The 18,132-nt window shown below is 40.7% G+C and carries 13 protein-coding genes; 11 read left to right on the forward strand and 2 right to left on the reverse strand.

The window, feature by feature from the left end; translation table 11 throughout:
- Positions 1-7 precede the first annotated feature (7 nt).
- Positions 8-1,075, reverse strand: coding sequence for a TRAP transporter substrate-binding protein (locus tag F0227_RS18980; protein WP_171754823.1), 1,068 nt, complete (start codon positions 1,073-1,075; stop codon positions 8-10).
- Positions 1,076-1,332: 257 nt separating this feature from the next.
- Between F0227_RS18980 and F0227_RS18985 the strand changes: the two genes are divergently transcribed.
- The 9 genes from F0227_RS18985 (at position 1,333) to F0227_RS22055 (ending at position 12,757) form a co-directional block, all read left to right on the forward strand.
- Positions 1,333-2,718, forward strand: coding sequence for a cache domain-containing protein (locus tag F0227_RS18985; RefSeq protein ID WP_171754824.1), 1,386 nt, complete (start codon positions 1,333-1,335; stop codon positions 2,716-2,718).
- Positions 2,715-3,350, forward strand: coding sequence for a response regulator transcription factor (locus tag F0227_RS18990; RefSeq protein ID WP_171754825.1), 636 nt, complete (start codon positions 2,715-2,717; stop codon positions 3,348-3,350). The genes F0227_RS18985 and F0227_RS18990 overlap by 4 nt, the downstream gene beginning before the upstream one ends.
- The gene (locus tag F0227_RS18995; RefSeq protein ID WP_171754826.1) at positions 3,347-4,270 is read left to right on the forward strand and encodes a LysR family transcriptional regulator; all 924 of its coding nucleotides are present in this window, start codon (positions 3,347-3,349) and stop codon (positions 4,268-4,270) included. Before F0227_RS18990 ends, F0227_RS18995 begins: the two co-directional genes overlap by 4 nt.
- Before the next feature lie 493 nt (positions 4,271-4,763).
- A complete protein-coding gene (leuO, locus tag F0227_RS19000; RefSeq protein ID WP_171754827.1) occupies positions 4,764-5,723 on the forward strand; it encodes a transcriptional regulator LeuO in 960 nt (319 codons plus the stop codon).
- Between the two features lie 240 nt (positions 5,724-5,963).
- Positions 5,964-7,775 (forward strand): long-chain fatty acid--CoA ligase, encoded by a 1,812-nt coding sequence (locus tag F0227_RS19005; protein WP_171754828.1) that lies wholly within the window; start codon positions 5,964-5,966, stop codon positions 7,773-7,775.
- A 410-nt stretch (positions 7,776-8,185) separates the two neighbouring features.
- On the forward strand, positions 8,186-9,904 hold the full coding sequence (locus tag F0227_RS19010) for an acetolactate synthase 3 large subunit (protein ID WP_171754829.1): 1,719 nt from the start codon (positions 8,186-8,188) through the stop codon (positions 9,902-9,904).
- Positions 9,904-10,398: an acetolactate synthase small subunit gene (gene ilvN / locus F0227_RS19015; RefSeq protein WP_171754830.1), complete on the forward strand. Its 495-nt coding sequence runs from the start codon at positions 9,904-9,906 to the stop codon at positions 10,396-10,398. Before F0227_RS19010 ends, ilvN begins: the two co-directional genes overlap by 1 nt.
- Before the next feature lie 129 nt (positions 10,399-10,527).
- Positions 10,528-12,402, forward strand: a complete 1,875-nt coding sequence (locus F0227_RS19020) for a sensor domain-containing diguanylate cyclase (RefSeq protein ID WP_171754831.1) — start codon at positions 10,528-10,530, stop codon at positions 12,400-12,402.
- A 223-nt stretch (positions 12,403-12,625) separates the two neighbouring features.
- A complete protein-coding gene (locus F0227_RS22055) occupies positions 12,626-12,757 on the forward strand; it encodes a hypothetical protein (protein WP_301338381.1) in 132 nt (43 codons plus the stop codon).
- Between the two features lie 231 nt (positions 12,758-12,988).
- Here the strand turns inward: F0227_RS22055 and pykF are convergent, their stop codons facing one another.
- Positions 12,989-14,401 (reverse strand): pyruvate kinase PykF, encoded by a 1,413-nt coding sequence (gene pykF / locus F0227_RS19025; protein ID WP_171754832.1) that lies wholly within the window; start codon positions 14,399-14,401, stop codon positions 12,989-12,991.
- A gap of 437 nt (positions 14,402-14,838) precedes the next feature.
- Between pykF and F0227_RS19030 the strand changes: the two genes are divergently transcribed.
- Positions 14,839-15,603 (forward strand): DeoR family transcriptional regulator, encoded by a 765-nt coding sequence (locus tag F0227_RS19030; protein WP_171754833.1) that lies wholly within the window; start codon positions 14,839-14,841, stop codon positions 15,601-15,603.
- 71 nt (positions 15,604-15,674) lie between these two features.
- Positions 15,675-17,507 (forward strand): glutamine--fructose-6-phosphate transaminase (isomerizing), encoded by a 1,833-nt coding sequence (glmS, locus tag F0227_RS19035; protein ID WP_171754834.1) that lies wholly within the window; start codon positions 15,675-15,677, stop codon positions 17,505-17,507.
- Positions 17,508-18,132 lie beyond the last annotated feature (625 nt).

The raw sequence follows: 18,132 nt of genomic DNA on the forward strand, positions 1-18,132 counted from the left end.
GGGTAGATTACTTGTTGCTAGAACGTGGCAGGAATGCGTTGGCTTCCCAAAGGGCATAACCTTTGCGGAATTCACTTAGGTCTTGCCACACTTTGTTGAAGAATGGGTCTGCTTTCTGTTTTTCATCGACAACTTCTAACCATGTGGTTTCGAATAGCGATAACATTTCATCGTTCCAGTAGCGTATTTCAACACCGTTATCTTTGGCTTTTTGCATGGCGCTGAACTGCATCGCTTCACCTTCCGCGATAGAGTAGGTCATGGTCGCCATACAAGTGGTTTCAATCGCCGATTTTTGTGTTTTATCCATCTTCTTCCATGTGTCCTTATTAATTAATAATTCAAACACAGTGGATTGCTGGTGCCAGCCTGGGAAGTAGTTATATTTCACAATCTTATGGAAGCCTAAGCGCTGATCAATGGCAGGTTGTGAGAACTCAGATGCATCGATGGCGCCTTTTTCAAGAGCACCAAATATCTCACCTCCCGGTAACTGAACAGTACCGACCCCAAGTTTCTCCATAACAGATGCACCAAGACCGAAGAAGCGCATGTTTAACCCTTTTAGATCTTCTGGTTTTTCAATCGGCTTCTTGAACCAACCCGAAGTTTCTGGTGAGATAATCGCACAAGGTAGAACTTTGACGTTATACCCACCTTGATCATACATTTCTTGATAGAGCTTTAAGCCATTTCCGAAGTAGAGCCATGCCATATACTCACCAGCTTCAGGGCCAAAAGGGACAGCAGAAAAGAGTGCTGAAGCAGGAAGTTTGCCTTGCCAGTAGCCCGCAGTGGAGTAGCCTGAGTTGACTTTGCCTGTGGATACGGCATCAAGGATCTCGGTTGGATTAACCAGTTTTCCTGGTTCGTATATCTTCATTTTGATGGTGCCACCGGACATTGCCGTAATATGTTCGGAGTACCATTTTATCGGTGTACCAAGTGCAGGAAGGTGTGTACCGAAAGCAACAGGGGTTTTTAACAAGATTTTGCTGGCAGCATTTGCACTGGTGCTAAATCCGACCATTGCACTTGCAATCGCGGTTGCTAAGATAACTTTCTTAAAATTCATTGTATTCTCCTTGTAGGGAAGAGATCCTTGTCTCATGGTTGTAAATGTAAACGCTGAGTTGTCTTATTTGTTAATGATGTTAACGTCGTGTTACATTTGTGATTAGTTTAGAATGGAATCTCATCTGGAACTATTGGGAGAATTGCGCAAATTTTATCGGTAAAAGTGCGCTATTTTTTTCAGTGATTCAGTAATACTACGTAGACTTTTTAACGCTAGTCTATATTTTTCAATGAACTCTTTAAGTGGTGATGTAAATGGGGTTTATTAACTATAGAAAGCTATCCATCAATATTATTTTACTTTCAATTGTCCCTCTGGTTCTGGTGGTGACGATTGTTGCTACTTTGCTTTTTGGCCAAGCAAAAACCTTAGTGGAAGATGAAGTTAAACTCACCAGAAACAACATTGTGTTGGCGAAAAAACAAGAGTTAAAACAGTATGTTGAGTTAGCGGTGAAAAGTATTGAACCTTACTATTTAGACTCCCAGTTATCAGAGCTGGACGCTAAGGAGAAAGTGGCGCAGATACTCAGTAGATTAACATACGGCAGTGATGGTTATTTCTTTGCTTATACTTGGCAAGGAGAAGCTTTGGTGCTTCCATATCAACAGGATCGAATCGGTAAGAACTGGTGGTTGGTGGAAGATGTTCAAGGTAAAAAACTGCTACAAGAGCTAATCTCCGTTGCGAAGCAGGGTGGGGGGTTTGTGGACTATTTGTGGCATAAACCTTCAAGACAAGAACCACTCCCTAAGCTGAGTTATGCCGTCTCTCTGGATAAATGGCAATGGATGATAGGAACCGGTGTCTACCTCGATGATGTAGAAAACCAAGTGGCTCATATGCAAAATGGCTTTGATAAAAATATTGGAAAAAGTGCTGCGGTACTCTTTTTAGTTGTTTTTATCGCGGTATCGCTTATTGCTGCACTGGGTGCATCCTTGAATCTAAACGTGAGAAAACTCGCTAATGAGCAGCTAACTTTATTGAATCAGCAAATTATTGATTCTCAAGAAAATGAACGAAAGCGAGTCTCTAGAGAGTTGCATGATGGGGTAAATCAGTTATTGGTTGCCGCCAAATATCGATTAGAGAATGTTAATCGTGAGAAGAACCTTGCTAAAAAAGAGGGGGAGCTGGAAGCGAGTAAGCAGGCCATGGATCATGCGATTATAGAGTTGCGCAGGATATCAAGAGATCTTCGCCCTCCACAGCTTGATGATTTAGGTCTGGTTGCCGGAATCGAAACCTATGTAAATGAGTTGCGTGATAGAACCGAACTAGAACTGATTTTTGAACATGATATTGATGATCTCTCTTTGCTTCCTGATGTAGAGACGACTCTCTACCGCGTGGTGCAAGAGTCGCTGCATAATGTAGAAAAACATGCTGAGGCGCAAGGTGTAGATATTGTGTTACAGAAAGAGGGTAAATACCTTCTTCTTACCATCAGTGATGATGGTAAAGGCTTTTCTCGTGGAAAACTGTTACAAAAGAAAAGCAATAACCCTATGCTAGAACATATGGGGCTAGAGAATATGAAAGAACGAATTCAAGCCATTGGTGGTGACTTTAAAGTGACCAGTGATGCCGCTCAGGGAACGGAAGTAAGAGTTAGCTTACGAATGGAGTTTATATGATTAAGCTGGTATTGGCCGACGACCATCGATTGATGCAAGATGGGTTAAAGTCTCGATTAGAGAGAGAAGATAACCTCACCATCATTCGTTGTGTTGGCACTGGGAGTGAGGCGTTAACAGCGACTCGTGATTTGGCTCCTGATGTATTGTTGTTGGATATTAATATGCCAGACCTTAATGGGATTGAGGTACTGGAGCAGCTACAGAAAGAACAATCTACAGTCGCTGTCATCATGCTCTCTATGCATGACACCAAAGAGTATGTCGTGAGATCGATTAAAGCGGGAGCAAAAGGCTATGTCTTAAAAGATGTCGGCTCTGATGATCTTGTTACCGCAATCAATCAGGTGGCTCAGGGGCACTCATATTTAAGTCCTCAAGCCTCAGATAAATTATTAGAACAATTTAATGAAAAGCCTGAGCCCAAAGACAATACTTTGTCAAAAAGAGAGTTAGATGTACTGCAAGCGATAGTGAGTGGTGCGGGCAACAAAGAGATAGCAGAAACCTTGTGCATTAGTGTTCGAACCGTGGAAACTCATCGACTAAGAATTAAAAAGAAGTTAGGAGCTACATCGACAGCAGGGCTAGTGATGATCGCGTTAGAGAAAGGACTGGTTGAGAGAGGATGAGTCTTCATTACTTAAGCAGTAGACAGCCAATTATTGATAAGATGGTGTTTTTCTGTGCAGTTTTAGATGCAGGCTCTTTTCGTGAAGCCGCGAGTAAGCAAGGGATCTCTCCTGCGGCAGGCAGTCGCTGGGTGAAAGAGTTGGAAGAGGTGCTGAATATAGAGTTAATAAAAAGAAGCACACGACAACTTACCCCTACGCAAGCAGGGCAACTGCTTTATCAACGCCTCTCTCATATACTTCCTGAAATTAATGCCACGATAGAAGAAGTTCAGAATTTGGCTGAACTTCAGCAAGGTGAAATTCGAATCTCTTCAACCCCTTTGTTTGCAAGACAGTATCTCAGCAAAATAATTTCCGAATACATGTTGTTACATCCTAAAGTCGACTTTAAGGTGTTTATTGAAGCGGGTGATTTTGACCCACTAACCATTGATTTTGCATTTCGTGCAGAAGCAACATATATAGGAGAAACGCCGCAAGACTCGTTGTTAGTACGTAGAAAGCTATTGAGTGAGCCACTCTATTTATGTGCCTCTCCCCGTTATCTGGAAAAAATGCCTCCTCCTCAGCATCCAGAAGAGCTTATGCAACATCGCTGCTTATACGCTAGAACGTTGTTGGGTGGTAATCGCTGGGGATTTAGCCTCAACAATATAGCCACAGTGGTTGAAATTAAAGATGCTCTCGAGTGTGACAATAGTGAAATGCTATGTGATTTGGCACTGCAAGGGGCTGGGATTGCTTATCTACCTCATTCCGTTATACATCATCATTTACAGCAAAAACAGTTGATTAATGTCATGTCGGATTATCAATGTGCAAACTTTGATATCTATATGTACTTTCGACCAAGACACCCTATGCCAGAGCGGTGTGCTCAGTTTAAGCAGTACCTTATTGATGCATTAAATAAGTAGCGCTGATAAATATTGATTTTAAGTATTTAAAAGCGCCCTTTATTCATCTCGTGAATTTCTAAACGCCAATCACTCTGCTAGTGATCTCACCATTGATTTGTTGCTATTTCAGTTAATTGTAACTTTATGTTTCTATGATATTTTTAATATAAATACTTCCTCGTATTGTTATAGGCCAGATTTGCAGGTCACATATAGTGGTGGTGAATTTTTCATTGTTCATTATAAATAATCTGAATTTATATCTTTTTAGATTTTTCTTAACCTTTTGTTTACTAGTTATTTTTTATGTTAGTACCTAAAATTTACTAATTATTTATAAAGGTTATTGATTTGTGCTCATTCATTGATGGATAGTGAATGGCATTCGGATGCTAAAAGTATATTTTAATTATTAAAAATCACCGATTTCTTGGTTTCTATTCGGTAACGCAATGACGTTACTTTCAATCTTAAATACAACTAATTATCGAAAATGATATGAGGCACATCAATGTTGAATAAAAATGAAGTTGGTTCTGCTGCTACAGGTTATCGAATGGAGTCGACATTACGTGGAGTAGATCTAAATTTACTGACAGTTTTTGACGCAGTAATGCAGGAACAGAATATAACAAGAGCAGCGCAAAATCTTGGCATGTCTCAACCTGCTGTAAGTAATGCGGTTGCTAGACTTAAAGTCATGTTTAATGATGACCTGTTTATGCGTTATGGCCGAGGTATTCAACCAACGCAAAGAGCTCGCCTATTATTTGGTCCAATACGTCAGGCGTTGCAATTGGTTCGTAATGAATTACCAGACTCTATATTTACCCCAGAAACGTCAACAAGGTCTTTTAAACTTGCTGTTTGTAGTCCTTGTGATGTTCGATTCGCACCTAAGATATTAACGGGTGTTGCAGAAAGTGCGCCAAATATTCAGTTACAAATGGATGCGGATTTTGATAGTCAATTGTCAGAAAAAATGCGCTTTCAGGAAGTGGATTTTGCCATTGACTATACATGCTTCGATGAAGCAGGTTTTTCTAGCACAGAGATCTTTACTGATGAACTTGTGGTCGTCGCTGCCAAAACTCACCCAAGAATTGGTGATAGCATCTCAGAACAAGAGTTGGTAACGGAAAAGCATGCAAAATTGTCGAAGATGAATGGTATGCGTAGTTACTCTGAACAAGCATATCGAGATCTAGATTGCCAAGCCGCGTACAAAGGGACCAGCTTAAGCAATATCCTCTATGTCGTTAGTCAATCAGAACTCATTACGGTTGCACCACGTTGGTTAGTGGAAAACTTGACCGATCGTGACCAACTAAAGGTGCTGGATCTTCCTATTAATAACAATAAGATTAATGGTTATCTTAGTTGGCATGCATCAAGTGAAAAAGATCGTGGCCATATCTGGATGAGAGATCAGTTAATGATGATCTGTGGCGATGTCATAGCAAACGACTAGTTTTTAGCTTGTTTCTAGAGAACGACAGCTGCGCAGATAAAATCTAACAGTACAAACTGAACTAAATAAAGCACTGAATGGTATTTCCATTCAGTGCTTTGGTTTTTTCAGAAAAGCAAAAATGTGGAGAATTATTCCGTGATCAACTAAATAACTTCAGCTATCGAAGTTGCCTTTTTTGCCTTGAAATGTATATTGTCCGCACAAATCAGCTTACATATGTAAGCTTAAGGTAAAGAGATGGCTAATTTAGATTTTCATATCGTAAAACGTATTAAAGAGCAGGTTGCTAAACATGGTGATCGAGTTGCTCTTCGTCATAAAGTCGCTGGTGTATGGAAAGACATTAGCTGGAAGCAGTTTGGTCAAGAAATTGATGCGCTCTCATTAGCACTGCTGGCTCAAGGATTAAAAGCTCAAGACAAAATAGGCATATTTGCCAACAATATGCCAAAGTGGTCAATCGCTGATTTCGGAGCATTGCAAATTAGGGCAATTACTGTCCCTATTTACGCAACGAATACGGCAAGCCAGTCCGCATATGTGTTGCAAAACGCGGATGTAAAAGTGCTGTTTGTGGGTGAGCAAGAGCAGTACGACGCCGCACTCACTATTTTTGAACAGTGCGACACGCTTGAAGTGATCGTGGCAATGTCTGATGACATCGATCTGCAAGATCAACCCGCTGGGATTTCTTGGGGTGATTTTATTGCCAAAGCTCAGCCTGAGGGCAATACAGAACTTGAAGAACGATTAAATCAAGCCAATTTCGATGACTTATTTACGCTCATATATACTTCAGGAACCACAGGTCAGCCTAAAGGTGTCATGCTTGATTACAGTAATATGGCAGCTCAATGCAAAGGGCATGACAGTAATCTAGCGTTAACAGAAAATGATGTCTCTCTCTGTTTTCTACCCTTATCACATGTGTTTGAACGAGCATGGTCTTTTTATGTTTTCTATAAAGGGGCGACAAACTGTTATCTGCAAGACACAATGCAGGTTCGTGATGCATTGGGCGAAATCAAACCAACAGTCATGAGTGCTGTTCCGCGTTTTTATGAAAAAATATTTTCTGCAATACATGAGAAAGTAGCGCGAGCACCAATTCATCGCAAACTGGTATTTACTTGGTCCGTGAATATGGGGGCTCGAATAGCCGCTTGTAAACAAGAAGGGCGAGAGCCTTCTTTGTTACTAACCAAATGCTATAAACTTGCCGATAAACTCGTACTGGCGAAGTTGAGAGAGCTATTGGGTGGACGCATCAATTTTATGCCTTGTGGTGGCGCCAAACTTGATCCAACCATTGGTCGTTTTTTCCATGCTATCGGTATCAATGTAAAACTTGGTTACGGTATGACAGAAACCACCGCGACGGTATCTTGTTGGGAAGACAATCGATTTTCACCGGATTCTATTGGCTCCTTAATGCCCAATGCGGAAGTGAAAATTGGTGAGAACAACGAAATACTCGTGCGTGGCCCTATGGTGATGCGTGGTTATTACAAAATGCCAGAAGAGACCGAAAAGACTTTTGATGAGCTTGGCTTTCTTAAGACCGGAGATGCTGGACATTTTGATGATGAAGGCAATCTCTATATTACCGATAGAATTAAAGAGCTGATGAAAACGTCGGGAGGCAAATATATTGCTCCTCAACATATTGAAGGCACCATTGGTAAAGACCACTTTATTGAGCAGATCGCGGTGATTGCCGATACTCGAAAATTTGTATCAGCATTGATAGTGCCGAGTTTTGAATCATTAGAAGAGTACGCTAAAGAGCTAAACATTAAATATCATGACAGGTTAGAGTTGATAAAACATAGCCATGTGATTGAAATGTTGGAAAAGCGCGTAGCTGAATTGCAAAAAGATTTGGCAAAATTTGAGCAGGTGAAAAAGATCACCATTCTACCGAAAGCCTTTTCTATGGACAAAGGTGAGTTAACGCCAACTCAGAAGCTTCGTCGCAAAGTCATCGATGAACGTTATGAAGATCAAATTGAAGAGATGTACTCTGACAACAAGCCTAGCGAAAAGTAATCGACAGTAAAATAGTGAAAAAAGCCCATTTGGTCATAGAGATCAGATGGGCTTTTTTGTAGTTAGATTCTGATTTGTTGATGATATGTTCTAAAATTGTTGCTTGTTTCAGAGTTTATTACTGTTTCATATTTAACCTATAGCACATGGTTGTTTTTTTCGTTTTGCCCTTGATTTAATGGCGAATAAGCTTGAAATTAGAGCTTATATACAAGGGTATGCCTTGTATAACTCATGGATATAGCAAAAGTGTTCATCTCCTGTTTCTGTGTTACACATGAAAGATGTCTCTTTTACTATTTTAGGCTACGAATAAGCCCTAGCTATGTGATACGACAATTGGGAGAAACTCAGATACAGGCTACTGAGGTTCCGCCGTTCTTAATATGTCGTATTAAGGAGAAAAAACGATGGAAATGTTGTCCGGTGCGGATATGGTTGTTCGCTCATTGATCGACGAAGGCGTTGATCACATCTTTGGCTACCCAGGTGGCTCAGTTCTCGATATTTACGATGCACTACACCAAAAAAGCGATATTGAACACGTGCTGGTTCGCCATGAACAAGCAGCGGTGCATATGGCTGATGGTTATGCTCGTGCAACCGGAAAAACAGGGGTTGTTTTAGTTACCTCTGGCCCCGGTGCAACTAATGCGATTACAGGCATTGCGACTGCCTATATGGACTCAGCACCTATGGTGGTGTTGTCAGGTCAGGTTCCGGGTACATTAATTGGAAATGATGCTTTTCAAGAGTGCGATATGGTGGGTATTTCCCGCCCGGTAGTAAAACACAGCTTTCTCGTTACCGATCCAAAAACTATCCCAGAAATTGTTAAGAAAGCATTTTATCTTGCTTCGACAGGGCGTCCTGGTCCTGTGGTCGTTGATCTACCAAAAGATATGCTGAATCCACTGCTGAAGTTCCCATATCAGTACCCTGAATCTATCAAGATGCGTTCTTATAATCCAACAACTAGTGGACATAAAGGGCAGATCAAGAAAGGCCTAAAAACCCTATTAGAAGCGAAAAAACCCGTTCTCTACATTGGTGGTGGCGCGATTATTTCTGAAAGTGATAAACAAATTTTACAATTGGCAGAAACATTAAATTTGCCAGTTATCAGCACATTAATGGGGTTAGGCGCGTTTCCGGGAACTCATAAAAACTCTCTCGGTATGCTGGGTATGCATGGCTCCTATGAAGCGAATATGGCGATGCATAACGCCGATTTAATCTTTGGTGTCGGAGTACGTTTTGATGACCGTACCACCAATAATGTTGAGAAATACTGTCCAAACGCCAAGATAATGCATATTGATATTGATCCGTCATCGATATCAAAAACCATTCGAGCGGATCTGCCGATTGTCGGTTCTGCTGATGTTGTGCTGGATGCGATGTTAAAGATTCTAAACGAACAAGAGAGCCGCAATGATGAGGCGGCATTAAATAGCTGGTGGGATGAGATTTCACAATGGCGAGATCGTCAATGTTTGAAATACGATACCAGCAGTGATCGCATAAAACCGCAGCAAGTTATAGAAACGCTTTACAAGTTAACTGATGGAGAGGCTTATGTTGCTTCTGATGTTGGCCAGCACCAGATGTTTGCTGCACTCTATTACCCGTTCGATAAACCTCGTCGCTGGATAAACTCCGGTGGCTTAGGAACTATGGGCTTTGGTTTGCCTGCGGGTATGGGAATAAAATTTGCCATGCCGGAAGAGGAAGTCGTTATTGTTACCGGTGATGGCAGTATTCAGATGAATATTCAGGAGCTATCGACAGCACTGCAATACGATATTCCAGTGAAAATTATAAACCTCAATAACCGTTTCCTAGGTATGGTTAAGCAGTGGCAGGATATGATATATCAAGGCCGGCATTCGCATTCTTATATGGACTCAGTGCCTGATTTTGCTGCGATCGCAGAAGCTTATGGTCACGTTGGTATTCGAATCTCTTCTCCAGACAAACTTGAATCTGAGCTAAAGAGAGCATTGGATATGAAAGACAAACTGGTATTTATTGATATCAGTATCGATGAGACAGAGCATGTGTACCCTATGCAAATTAAAGGTGAGGGGATGGATAAAATGTGGCTTAGCAAAACGGAGAGAACATAATGAGACATATCATTTCTTTACTATTAGAAAACCAGCCCGGTTCTCTTTCTCGTGTTGTTGGCCTATTTTCTCAACGTGGTTACAACATTGAGTCACTCACTGTTTCGCCTACCGATGATGAAACCTTGTCTCGTTTAAACATCACTACAGATAGTGATGTCATGGTGTTAGAGCAGATAGAGAAGCAACTTCATAAGCTGATTGATGTGCTTAAAGTTCAAGAAGTTACCGAGCATGACCATGTCGAGCGTGAATTGATGATGGTTAAAGTAAAAGCCAGTGGTTTTGCTAGAGCAGAAGTAAAACGAACATCAGATATTTTCCGCGGGCAAATCGTTGATGTAACGCCATCCCAGTATACTATTCAATTGGCGGGAACCAGTGACAAATTAGACGCTTTTATTACTGCGGTTTCAGATGTGACTGAAGTGATTGAAGTGGCGAGAAGTGGTGTAGTTGGCATTGCTCGAGGAGAGAGAGCGCTAAAAGTATAGTGATTAGTTATTTTTTTAAACTTTGATGAAGCCCTCCTAATCTGTGGAGGGCTTTTGTTTATTTATAGATCTATTTATTGGTACAATGCGTGCTCTTTTTGAACCAACCTCACATTTTATAAGGTTACAATGTTAAAGAAGCGCTGGTTTTTTCTAATCATTGTTATCTGCCTGCTATTAAGTGGAGCGGTTGGGTACGGCTACTCGCTTAAATATCAATCTTTATATAACAAGAATAAAGAGAATGTTATTGAAACCAGCAAGTTTCAGCTGCTTTTTACTGCGCGAGAGTTTTATCAATTTGATTCCCAAATCACCTCTACAATTGAGTTACTCAATCAAAACCGGGCATTAATGCAGTTTGTTGCAAATGAAAATTCAGCGAAAAAACAACAAGTAGAAGAGATTTGGTCAACATTAACGGGCTATCAAAGCTTTTTTAAACAGATTCGTTATGTTGATACTCGTGGGCAGGAACAGATTAAAGTTGAGTACTCCTATTTAGAACAAGGTGCAATTGCACGTTCTGACTATAAAAATATTGAGACTAAACGTTATTTTGAATTTGCTAAAACCTTGGCAGATGGTGAAGTTGGTACGCTTGGGGTTGGTTTAGAAAAAGCGCTGGGGGATTCTGACGATCCTTATGTACCTATTCAGCATATTATCACACCGTATAAACATGATGGCGTGCGCCAAGGTTATTTAATTTTAAGTATTGATTTTTGGTTATCAGCATCCTTATTGGACTTTTCGCCTCAAGCCAGTTTTCGACCTAGGGTGGTGACACTGCAAGGTGACTACGTTGTACACCCAGATCCTGAACGATTATTTGGCTTTGCCATACCAGAGCGAAAGCAATACAACCTCGGTTTGAGTCACCCCAAACTATGGCATGAAATGAAGAACACTCCAATCGGCGTATTTGAAAACGATGGGGCTATTTACATATATGAGCAAGTTAATATTCACTCTGGTAATAGCTTCTATATCATTATTGAGTTCACTCAGCAGCAGCTATTTGAGCAAGTCAGAGAAGAGTATTATGCCATCATTCAAATGGCTAGCTTGGTTATGCTGGTTATTATGTTCGCGGGTATTCCGGCGGCCTATATTGTTTACCTGTCGCAAAAACGAAACCTTGAAAGCAAACTCGCTATGGCAGCGTTAAATGGAATGTCTGCGGTTATGGTTTGCGATGCTCAGTATCGAATTTTAAAAATAAATAGAGAATTTGAAAAAATCACAGGCTATCGAGACAGCCAGATTCGTTATGGTAATTTGCGAAAGATGTTGTTTGATATGCGTTTTCCTTTTGGCTGGTCAGCCATTTGGGATAGTGTGAAAGCTGATCACAGTTGGGAAGGGGAGCTAAAAATACTTGGGCGATCTGGTGCTGAATTAATTACCATTACTCGAATTCAGGCGGTACTAGATTCTAGACAAAATGTAACTAACTACATCATATCTCTGGTCGATATTTCTGAGCGTAAAGAGCTGGAAGAGCGCTTGCGTTATTTAAGTGAGAAAGATGAGCTATCTCAACTATGGAACCGTCGTAAGTTTGAGGCAGAGTTACAGAATGAAGCACAGTTGGTGCTCCGTTATCCACAAAATCATATTGGTTGCTTAGCGCTGTTAGATATTGATCACTTCAAAAAAATTAATGATGAACTTGGTCATGATGAAGGTGACCGAGTGATTCGGCAAATCTCTATGCAATTACAGCAAAATACCCGTCAAACGGACTTTATCGCTCGTATTGGCGGCGAAGAGTTTGCCATCATCATGCCTCATACCGAGTTGCCTGAAGCAGAGGTGGTACTAAACCGCATCCGTACTTCCGTTGCAACTGACGGCCGCAACAGCGCTACCATTAGTATCGGAATTACCCTGTTAACCTCCAATGCGACTCAGTGTTATAAAACCGCGGATGTTGCGTTATACCGTTCTAAGTCATTAGGACGAAATCAAACCTCCATTGGTCATAGTGACGAGAGTTAGTATTTTTGAAGCTAGCCACCAACAAAACTTCGCTAAATGAGCATCTTTAGATTAGCTGAGTATATATTCGACTAAAGTATAATTTAATAAAAAACTTGAGCTAAACTTATAAATGGGTAAACTGTACGTTTTATGAACAATCCCAGTTTACTCATTTAGGAAGAAACGCGGCTATCCGTGCATTATTAAGGAAATCATACAGTCTGGGTTTATGAGGCATAGTATGTTTACGCAATCTCTAGTGAGGCTTACCATTGGTGGCTTGGTGGTACTTGGTATCAAGCTTAGTGCAATCTATTTCTTACCAATGGTGCTACTATTAAATACCCATCATAAAGAGTTTTTTGGATGGTAAAAAAATCGGGGTTTTCCCCGATTTTTTCTATTTAAAATCAGCTAAAAAGGTCTATTTTAGAGTTAAGACTTTAGTCTAGTATTTTGGGGCTGGAGAGAAAGAGAGTAGATGCTTATGCGGTAAACTCTGTTCAGTACAAACTGAGTCGAGTGAGTAGAGAACTAAACGATAGGCATAAAAAAAGAGGGTTTAAAACCCTCTTTTTACATTCTGCGAGAATAATTTAAGAAATTATAATACGTGTACAGATGCTGTGTTAGTTGTACCAGAAGCAACAAGTGCACCAGATACCATAATAACGATGTCGCCTTTCTTACCAAGACCTGTGTTTAGCGCAAGCTCTTTACCATTTACGTAGAAAGCATCTGTGCTGTCTACTGAATCAACAACCACTGGACGAACACCTTTCGTTAGTACAAGTTGTGCCGCAGTTTTCTTGTTTGTTGTTAGAGCAAGAATGTTTGCTGTAGGGAAGTATTTACGTACTGAACGTGCAGACTTACCACCTTCAGTTGCGACAACGATAAGTGGAGCAGCTAGTTTTTCAGCAGTGTCTACTGCGCCTTTACATACAGCTTCTGTAATGCGTAGACGTGGGCTATCTAGACGATCACCTAGTTCAGCTTTAAGTGCTTTATCTGTACGGTTACAGATTTGAGCCATAATAGTTACTGCTTCAACAGGGTATTTACCTTTAGCTGTTTCACCAGAAAGCATTACTGCATCTGTTCCGTCCATTACTGCGTTCGCAACGTCACCCGCTTCTGCACGTGTTGGGCGAGGGTTTTTGATCATTGAATCAAGCATTTGAGTTGCAGTGATAACCATCTTACGAGCACGGTTACATTTCTCAATCATCATTTTTTGAGCGAAGATTACTTCTTCTGCTGGGATTTCAACACCTAGGTCACCACGAGCAACCATAATGCCGTCAGAAAGCTCAAGGATTTCGTCAAAGTTATCAACGCCTTCTTGGTTTTCAATTTTAGAGATGATGTGGATGCTTTCGCCGCCATTTGCATTAAGTAGAGAGCGAATCTCTTTCACATCTTCTGCTTTACGGATAAATGAAGCAGCAACAAAGTCTACACCTTGCTCACAACCAAATTTAAGGTCTGCTTTATCTTTCTCAGAAAGAGCAGGAAGTTGAACAGAAACTCCTGGAAGGTTAACACCTTTGTTTTCGCCTAGAGCACCGTTGTTAAGTACTTTACACTGAACGTCAGTATCCGTTAGACCCGTTACTTCCATTTCGATTAGACCGTCATCAACAAGAATGGTGTTACCAACAGTTAGGTCTTTAGCGAAGCCAGCGTAAGTTACCGCAACAACGTTTTTGTTACCAACAACAGATGTGTCAGTAGTGAAAGTGAAGTCTTGGCCTGCTACTAGATCAACGTCATCGCCATTTTCTAGTTTGATAGTACGAATTTCAGGGCCTTTAGTATCAAGCAGAATCGCAAGTTGTTTGCCTTTTGCTTCCATTACTTGACGGAAGTTAGCAATACGAGTGCCGTGCTCTTCAAAATCGCCGTGAGAGAAGTTTAGGCGCATAACGTTCATGCCTGCTTCTACTAGTTCAGTTAACTTCTCTACAGATTCAGTTTTCGGGCCAATCGTACATACGATTTTGGTCTTTTTCATGGAAGATACTCTCCGGTAAGTATATTTACATTTTAAGTTTGTGTTGCTGTTCATTGAGCAACATAAGAAAGAAAATGACAACATTTTGTGTTGTTTGATTATTTTCTTACAGCTTATGCCTTTGAGCCCAGAGCCAGCTTGAAATCTATTAAACAGTTAAGCTACAAAACGATTCGTTGCAGCGACTGCTACTGCTATTTTTTTGTATTCTTGGTCAGTCTATAGACTAAAAGTTGCAAAAAAATAACGGTAATTTGTGTAATAAAATTTCTTTAGGGCGCGAATTCTAACAAATAATCTGATCAAGATCACTGTTGATAATTGTTCTAGAACAAATTTTCATCTTAAAATTTTTAATTTTTGCATCGAAATAAATAGACAATAAAGTTTCAATTGAAATATAATAGTTTCGTTTCGTAATTTATAAGTTTCAGTTAATGTCAAAAAGAAATACTCAACTTAGGCGCCACACGATTAATAAACTGGTTAATGAACTAGGTGAAGTCAGTGTTGAAGAGCTATCTGTCCAATTTGATACTTCAGAAGTCACTATTCGTAAAGACTTAGCCTCATTAGAGAGCAATGGTTTACTGCTACGTCGCTATGGCGGGGCAATCGCGTTGCCTAAAGAGGTAGTAAGTGATGAAGTTTCAGAGAAAGTTTCAAAGCAAAAGATAAATATTGCGATTGCTGCTGCTCAGCTCATCCGAGATCACAACAGAATTGTGATTGATAGTGGCAGTACTACGGGTGCGTTGATTCAACAACTGGATCAAAAACAAGGGTTGATCGTTATGACCAATTCGCTTCATGTGGCTAACGCGTTAAGTGAGTTGGAAAATGAACCGACCCTGTTAATGACAGGAGGAACCTGGGACATTCGCTCAGAGTCGTTTCAGGGACAAGTTGCTGAGTCAGTATTACGTGCTTATGACTTTGACCAACTCTTCATTGGGGCTGACGGTGTTGATTTGACGCGAGGGACGACTACATTTAATGAAATGCTTGGACTCAGTAAAGTGATGGCAGAAGTGTCGCGAGAAGTGATTGTTATGATTGAGTCAGAGAAGATTGGTCGAAAAATTCCCAATTTGGAACTCTCATGGCAACACATAGATGTATTAGTCAGTGACGCTCAACTAACCGATCAGCAAAAACTGAATATTGAATCCAAAGGTGTACGAGTTATTCGAACCCTATAAAGAACAAATCACTCGATGCTAGATAGTGTATTTAGCATCGAGTAAATAAAATTAGAAATTGGAGTGTAAACATGTGTGGAATAGTAGGTGCAGTAGCACAACGTGATGTAGCAGAAATTCTGGTAGAGGGATTACGCCGTTTAGAATATCGTGGATATGACTCTGCGGGTGTCGCTGTTGTCGATGGTGACAACAACCTTACTCGTGTAAGACGCTTAGGAAAAGTGCAAGAGTTAGCTGACGCCGTGAATCAGCAAGAGGTTCTTGGTGGTACTGGGATCGCTCATACACGTTGGGCAACACATGGAGAACCATCCGAAGTTAATGCTCACCCTCATATCTCTGGCGATATTACCGTTGTTCATAACGGCATAATTGAGAACCATGAAGAGTTACGCGCACTTTTGAAGCAACGTGGTTACCAGTTTGAATCTCAAACAGACACAGAAGTTATTGCTCACTTAGTTGAATGGGAACGTCGTACATCTGCAACTTTAGTAGAAGCGCTTCATAAAGCGGCAGCACAGTTAGATGGTGCTTATGGTACGGTTATTCTTGATCGTAGAGATCCTGAAAAATTGGTGGTTGCTCGCTCTGGTAGCCCGATCGTTATCGGTTACGGTGTGGGTGAAAACTTTTTGGCATCCGATCAGCTTGCTTTGCTAAGCGTGACTCGTCGCTTTAGTTACTTAGAAGAAGGTGATGTGGCAGAAATAACGCGTAGAACTGTGACCGTTATGGATATCAATGGTAATGACGTTGAGCGTGAAATTATTGAGTCTAATGCTGAGCATGATGCCGGTGATAAAGGTCAATATCGTCACTTTATGCAGAAAGAGATTTTCGAGCAGCCAACCGCGCTTATCAATACGATGGAAGGTCGTATTACACAGGAATCCGTTATTATTGAGAGTATTGGTGTCAATGCGCTGGACATTCTGACCAAGGTTGAGCATGTACAGATTATCGCTTGTGGGACCTCTTATAACTCAGGTATGGCCGCAAGATACTGGTTCGAAGGGCTAGCCGGAGTGAGCTGTGATGTTGAAATAGCCTCTGAGTTCCGTTACCGCAAATTTGTTACTCGACCAAATAGCTTATTGATTACGCTTTCTCAGTCTGGTGAAACCGCTGATACATTGGCTGCGCTTCGTTTAGCAAAAGAGAAGGGTTACATGGCTGCAATGACCATCTGTAATGTTTCAGGTTCGTCACTTGTTCGTGAGTCTGACTTTGCCTTTATGACCAGAGCAGGAACAGAAATAGGCGTTGCTTCAACAAAAGCCTTCACTACGCAACTTGCCGCTATGCTAATGCTGGTTACCGCGATAGGTAAGCAGAACAACAATATAGATGCAGCGAAAGAGAAAGAAATAGTTCAAGCGATTCATGAGTTACCAGTACAAATTGAAAGTGCTCTAGCTTTTGATAAAGAGATCGAAGCGCTGGCAGAAGATTTTGCTGACAAACAGCACACGCTATTCTTAGGGCGTGGTGAGTTTTACCCAATTGCTATGGAAGCATCCCTTAAACTAAAAGAGATCTCTTATATCCATGCTGAAGCGTATGCTGCTGGTGAGTTAAAGCATGGGCCTCTAGCCTTGATTGATGCGGATATGCCTGTTGTGGTTATCGCCCCAAGTAATGATCTTCTTGAGAAACTCAAATCAAATGTTGAAGAAGTACGCGCCAGAGGTGGTTTACTTTATGTATTTGCCGATGCCGATGCCGGATTTGATGGCGACGAAAACATGAAGATAATTAAAATGCCTCACGTTAATGAGATCACAGCACCTATTTTCTATACCGTACCAATGCAGTTGCTCTCTTATCACGTTGCCCTAATTAAAGGCACCGATGTTGACCAGCCTCGTAACCTAGCAAAAGCAGTAACGGTAGAGTAATAAGGTTAACTTCGAACGGCGACTAAACTAAATTTAATCGCTCAAAAGTTGATTAGCAATAAGTGAAAAAGGGTCATTTTATAATGACCCTTTTTTGCGTTTTAAACGTTGAGTGCTGTGTATGTACCTATGAAACAATAGTTCATATTAGTTAACTATTGTTTCGTCTACTTTAGTTAACTAATGGTAACCGTTTTCTGGGCTTTTATTTAGCTGAGGCTTATTGGTATTGATTGAATAGTGTTCTTTTTAAGTCAATAGCTGAGTCACTATGAATAATTATAACCTATATGGCCATTGTTGTTTGGTGGCAAGGCTTAGATAACAAAGATGGTTCTCAGCGTGAATTAGTTAAATGGAGTTTCATATCTATTTTCGAGTCACAATTGTTAACTTTAAGCGCTCCGTCACAATATTTTATAGGATTTATCATTAATATTATCAACCATAGTTAACTTAATTTAACTCTGGTTGTAATTTAGTAATCCAATAAGATTGATGCAAAAGGGGATACGATGGACTTTCTAAACAGAGGCTTTGAACAAGCCGAATTTGAAAACAGAACACAAAGAGCTCAAAAAATCATGCACGAGCAGAAGCTAGATGCGATGATTTTTACCACTGA

Source organism: Vibrio sp. 99-8-1, assembly GCF_013114595.1.
In the GTDB taxonomy this organism is placed as follows: domain Bacteria; phylum Pseudomonadota; class Gammaproteobacteria; order Enterobacterales; family Vibrionaceae; genus Vibrio.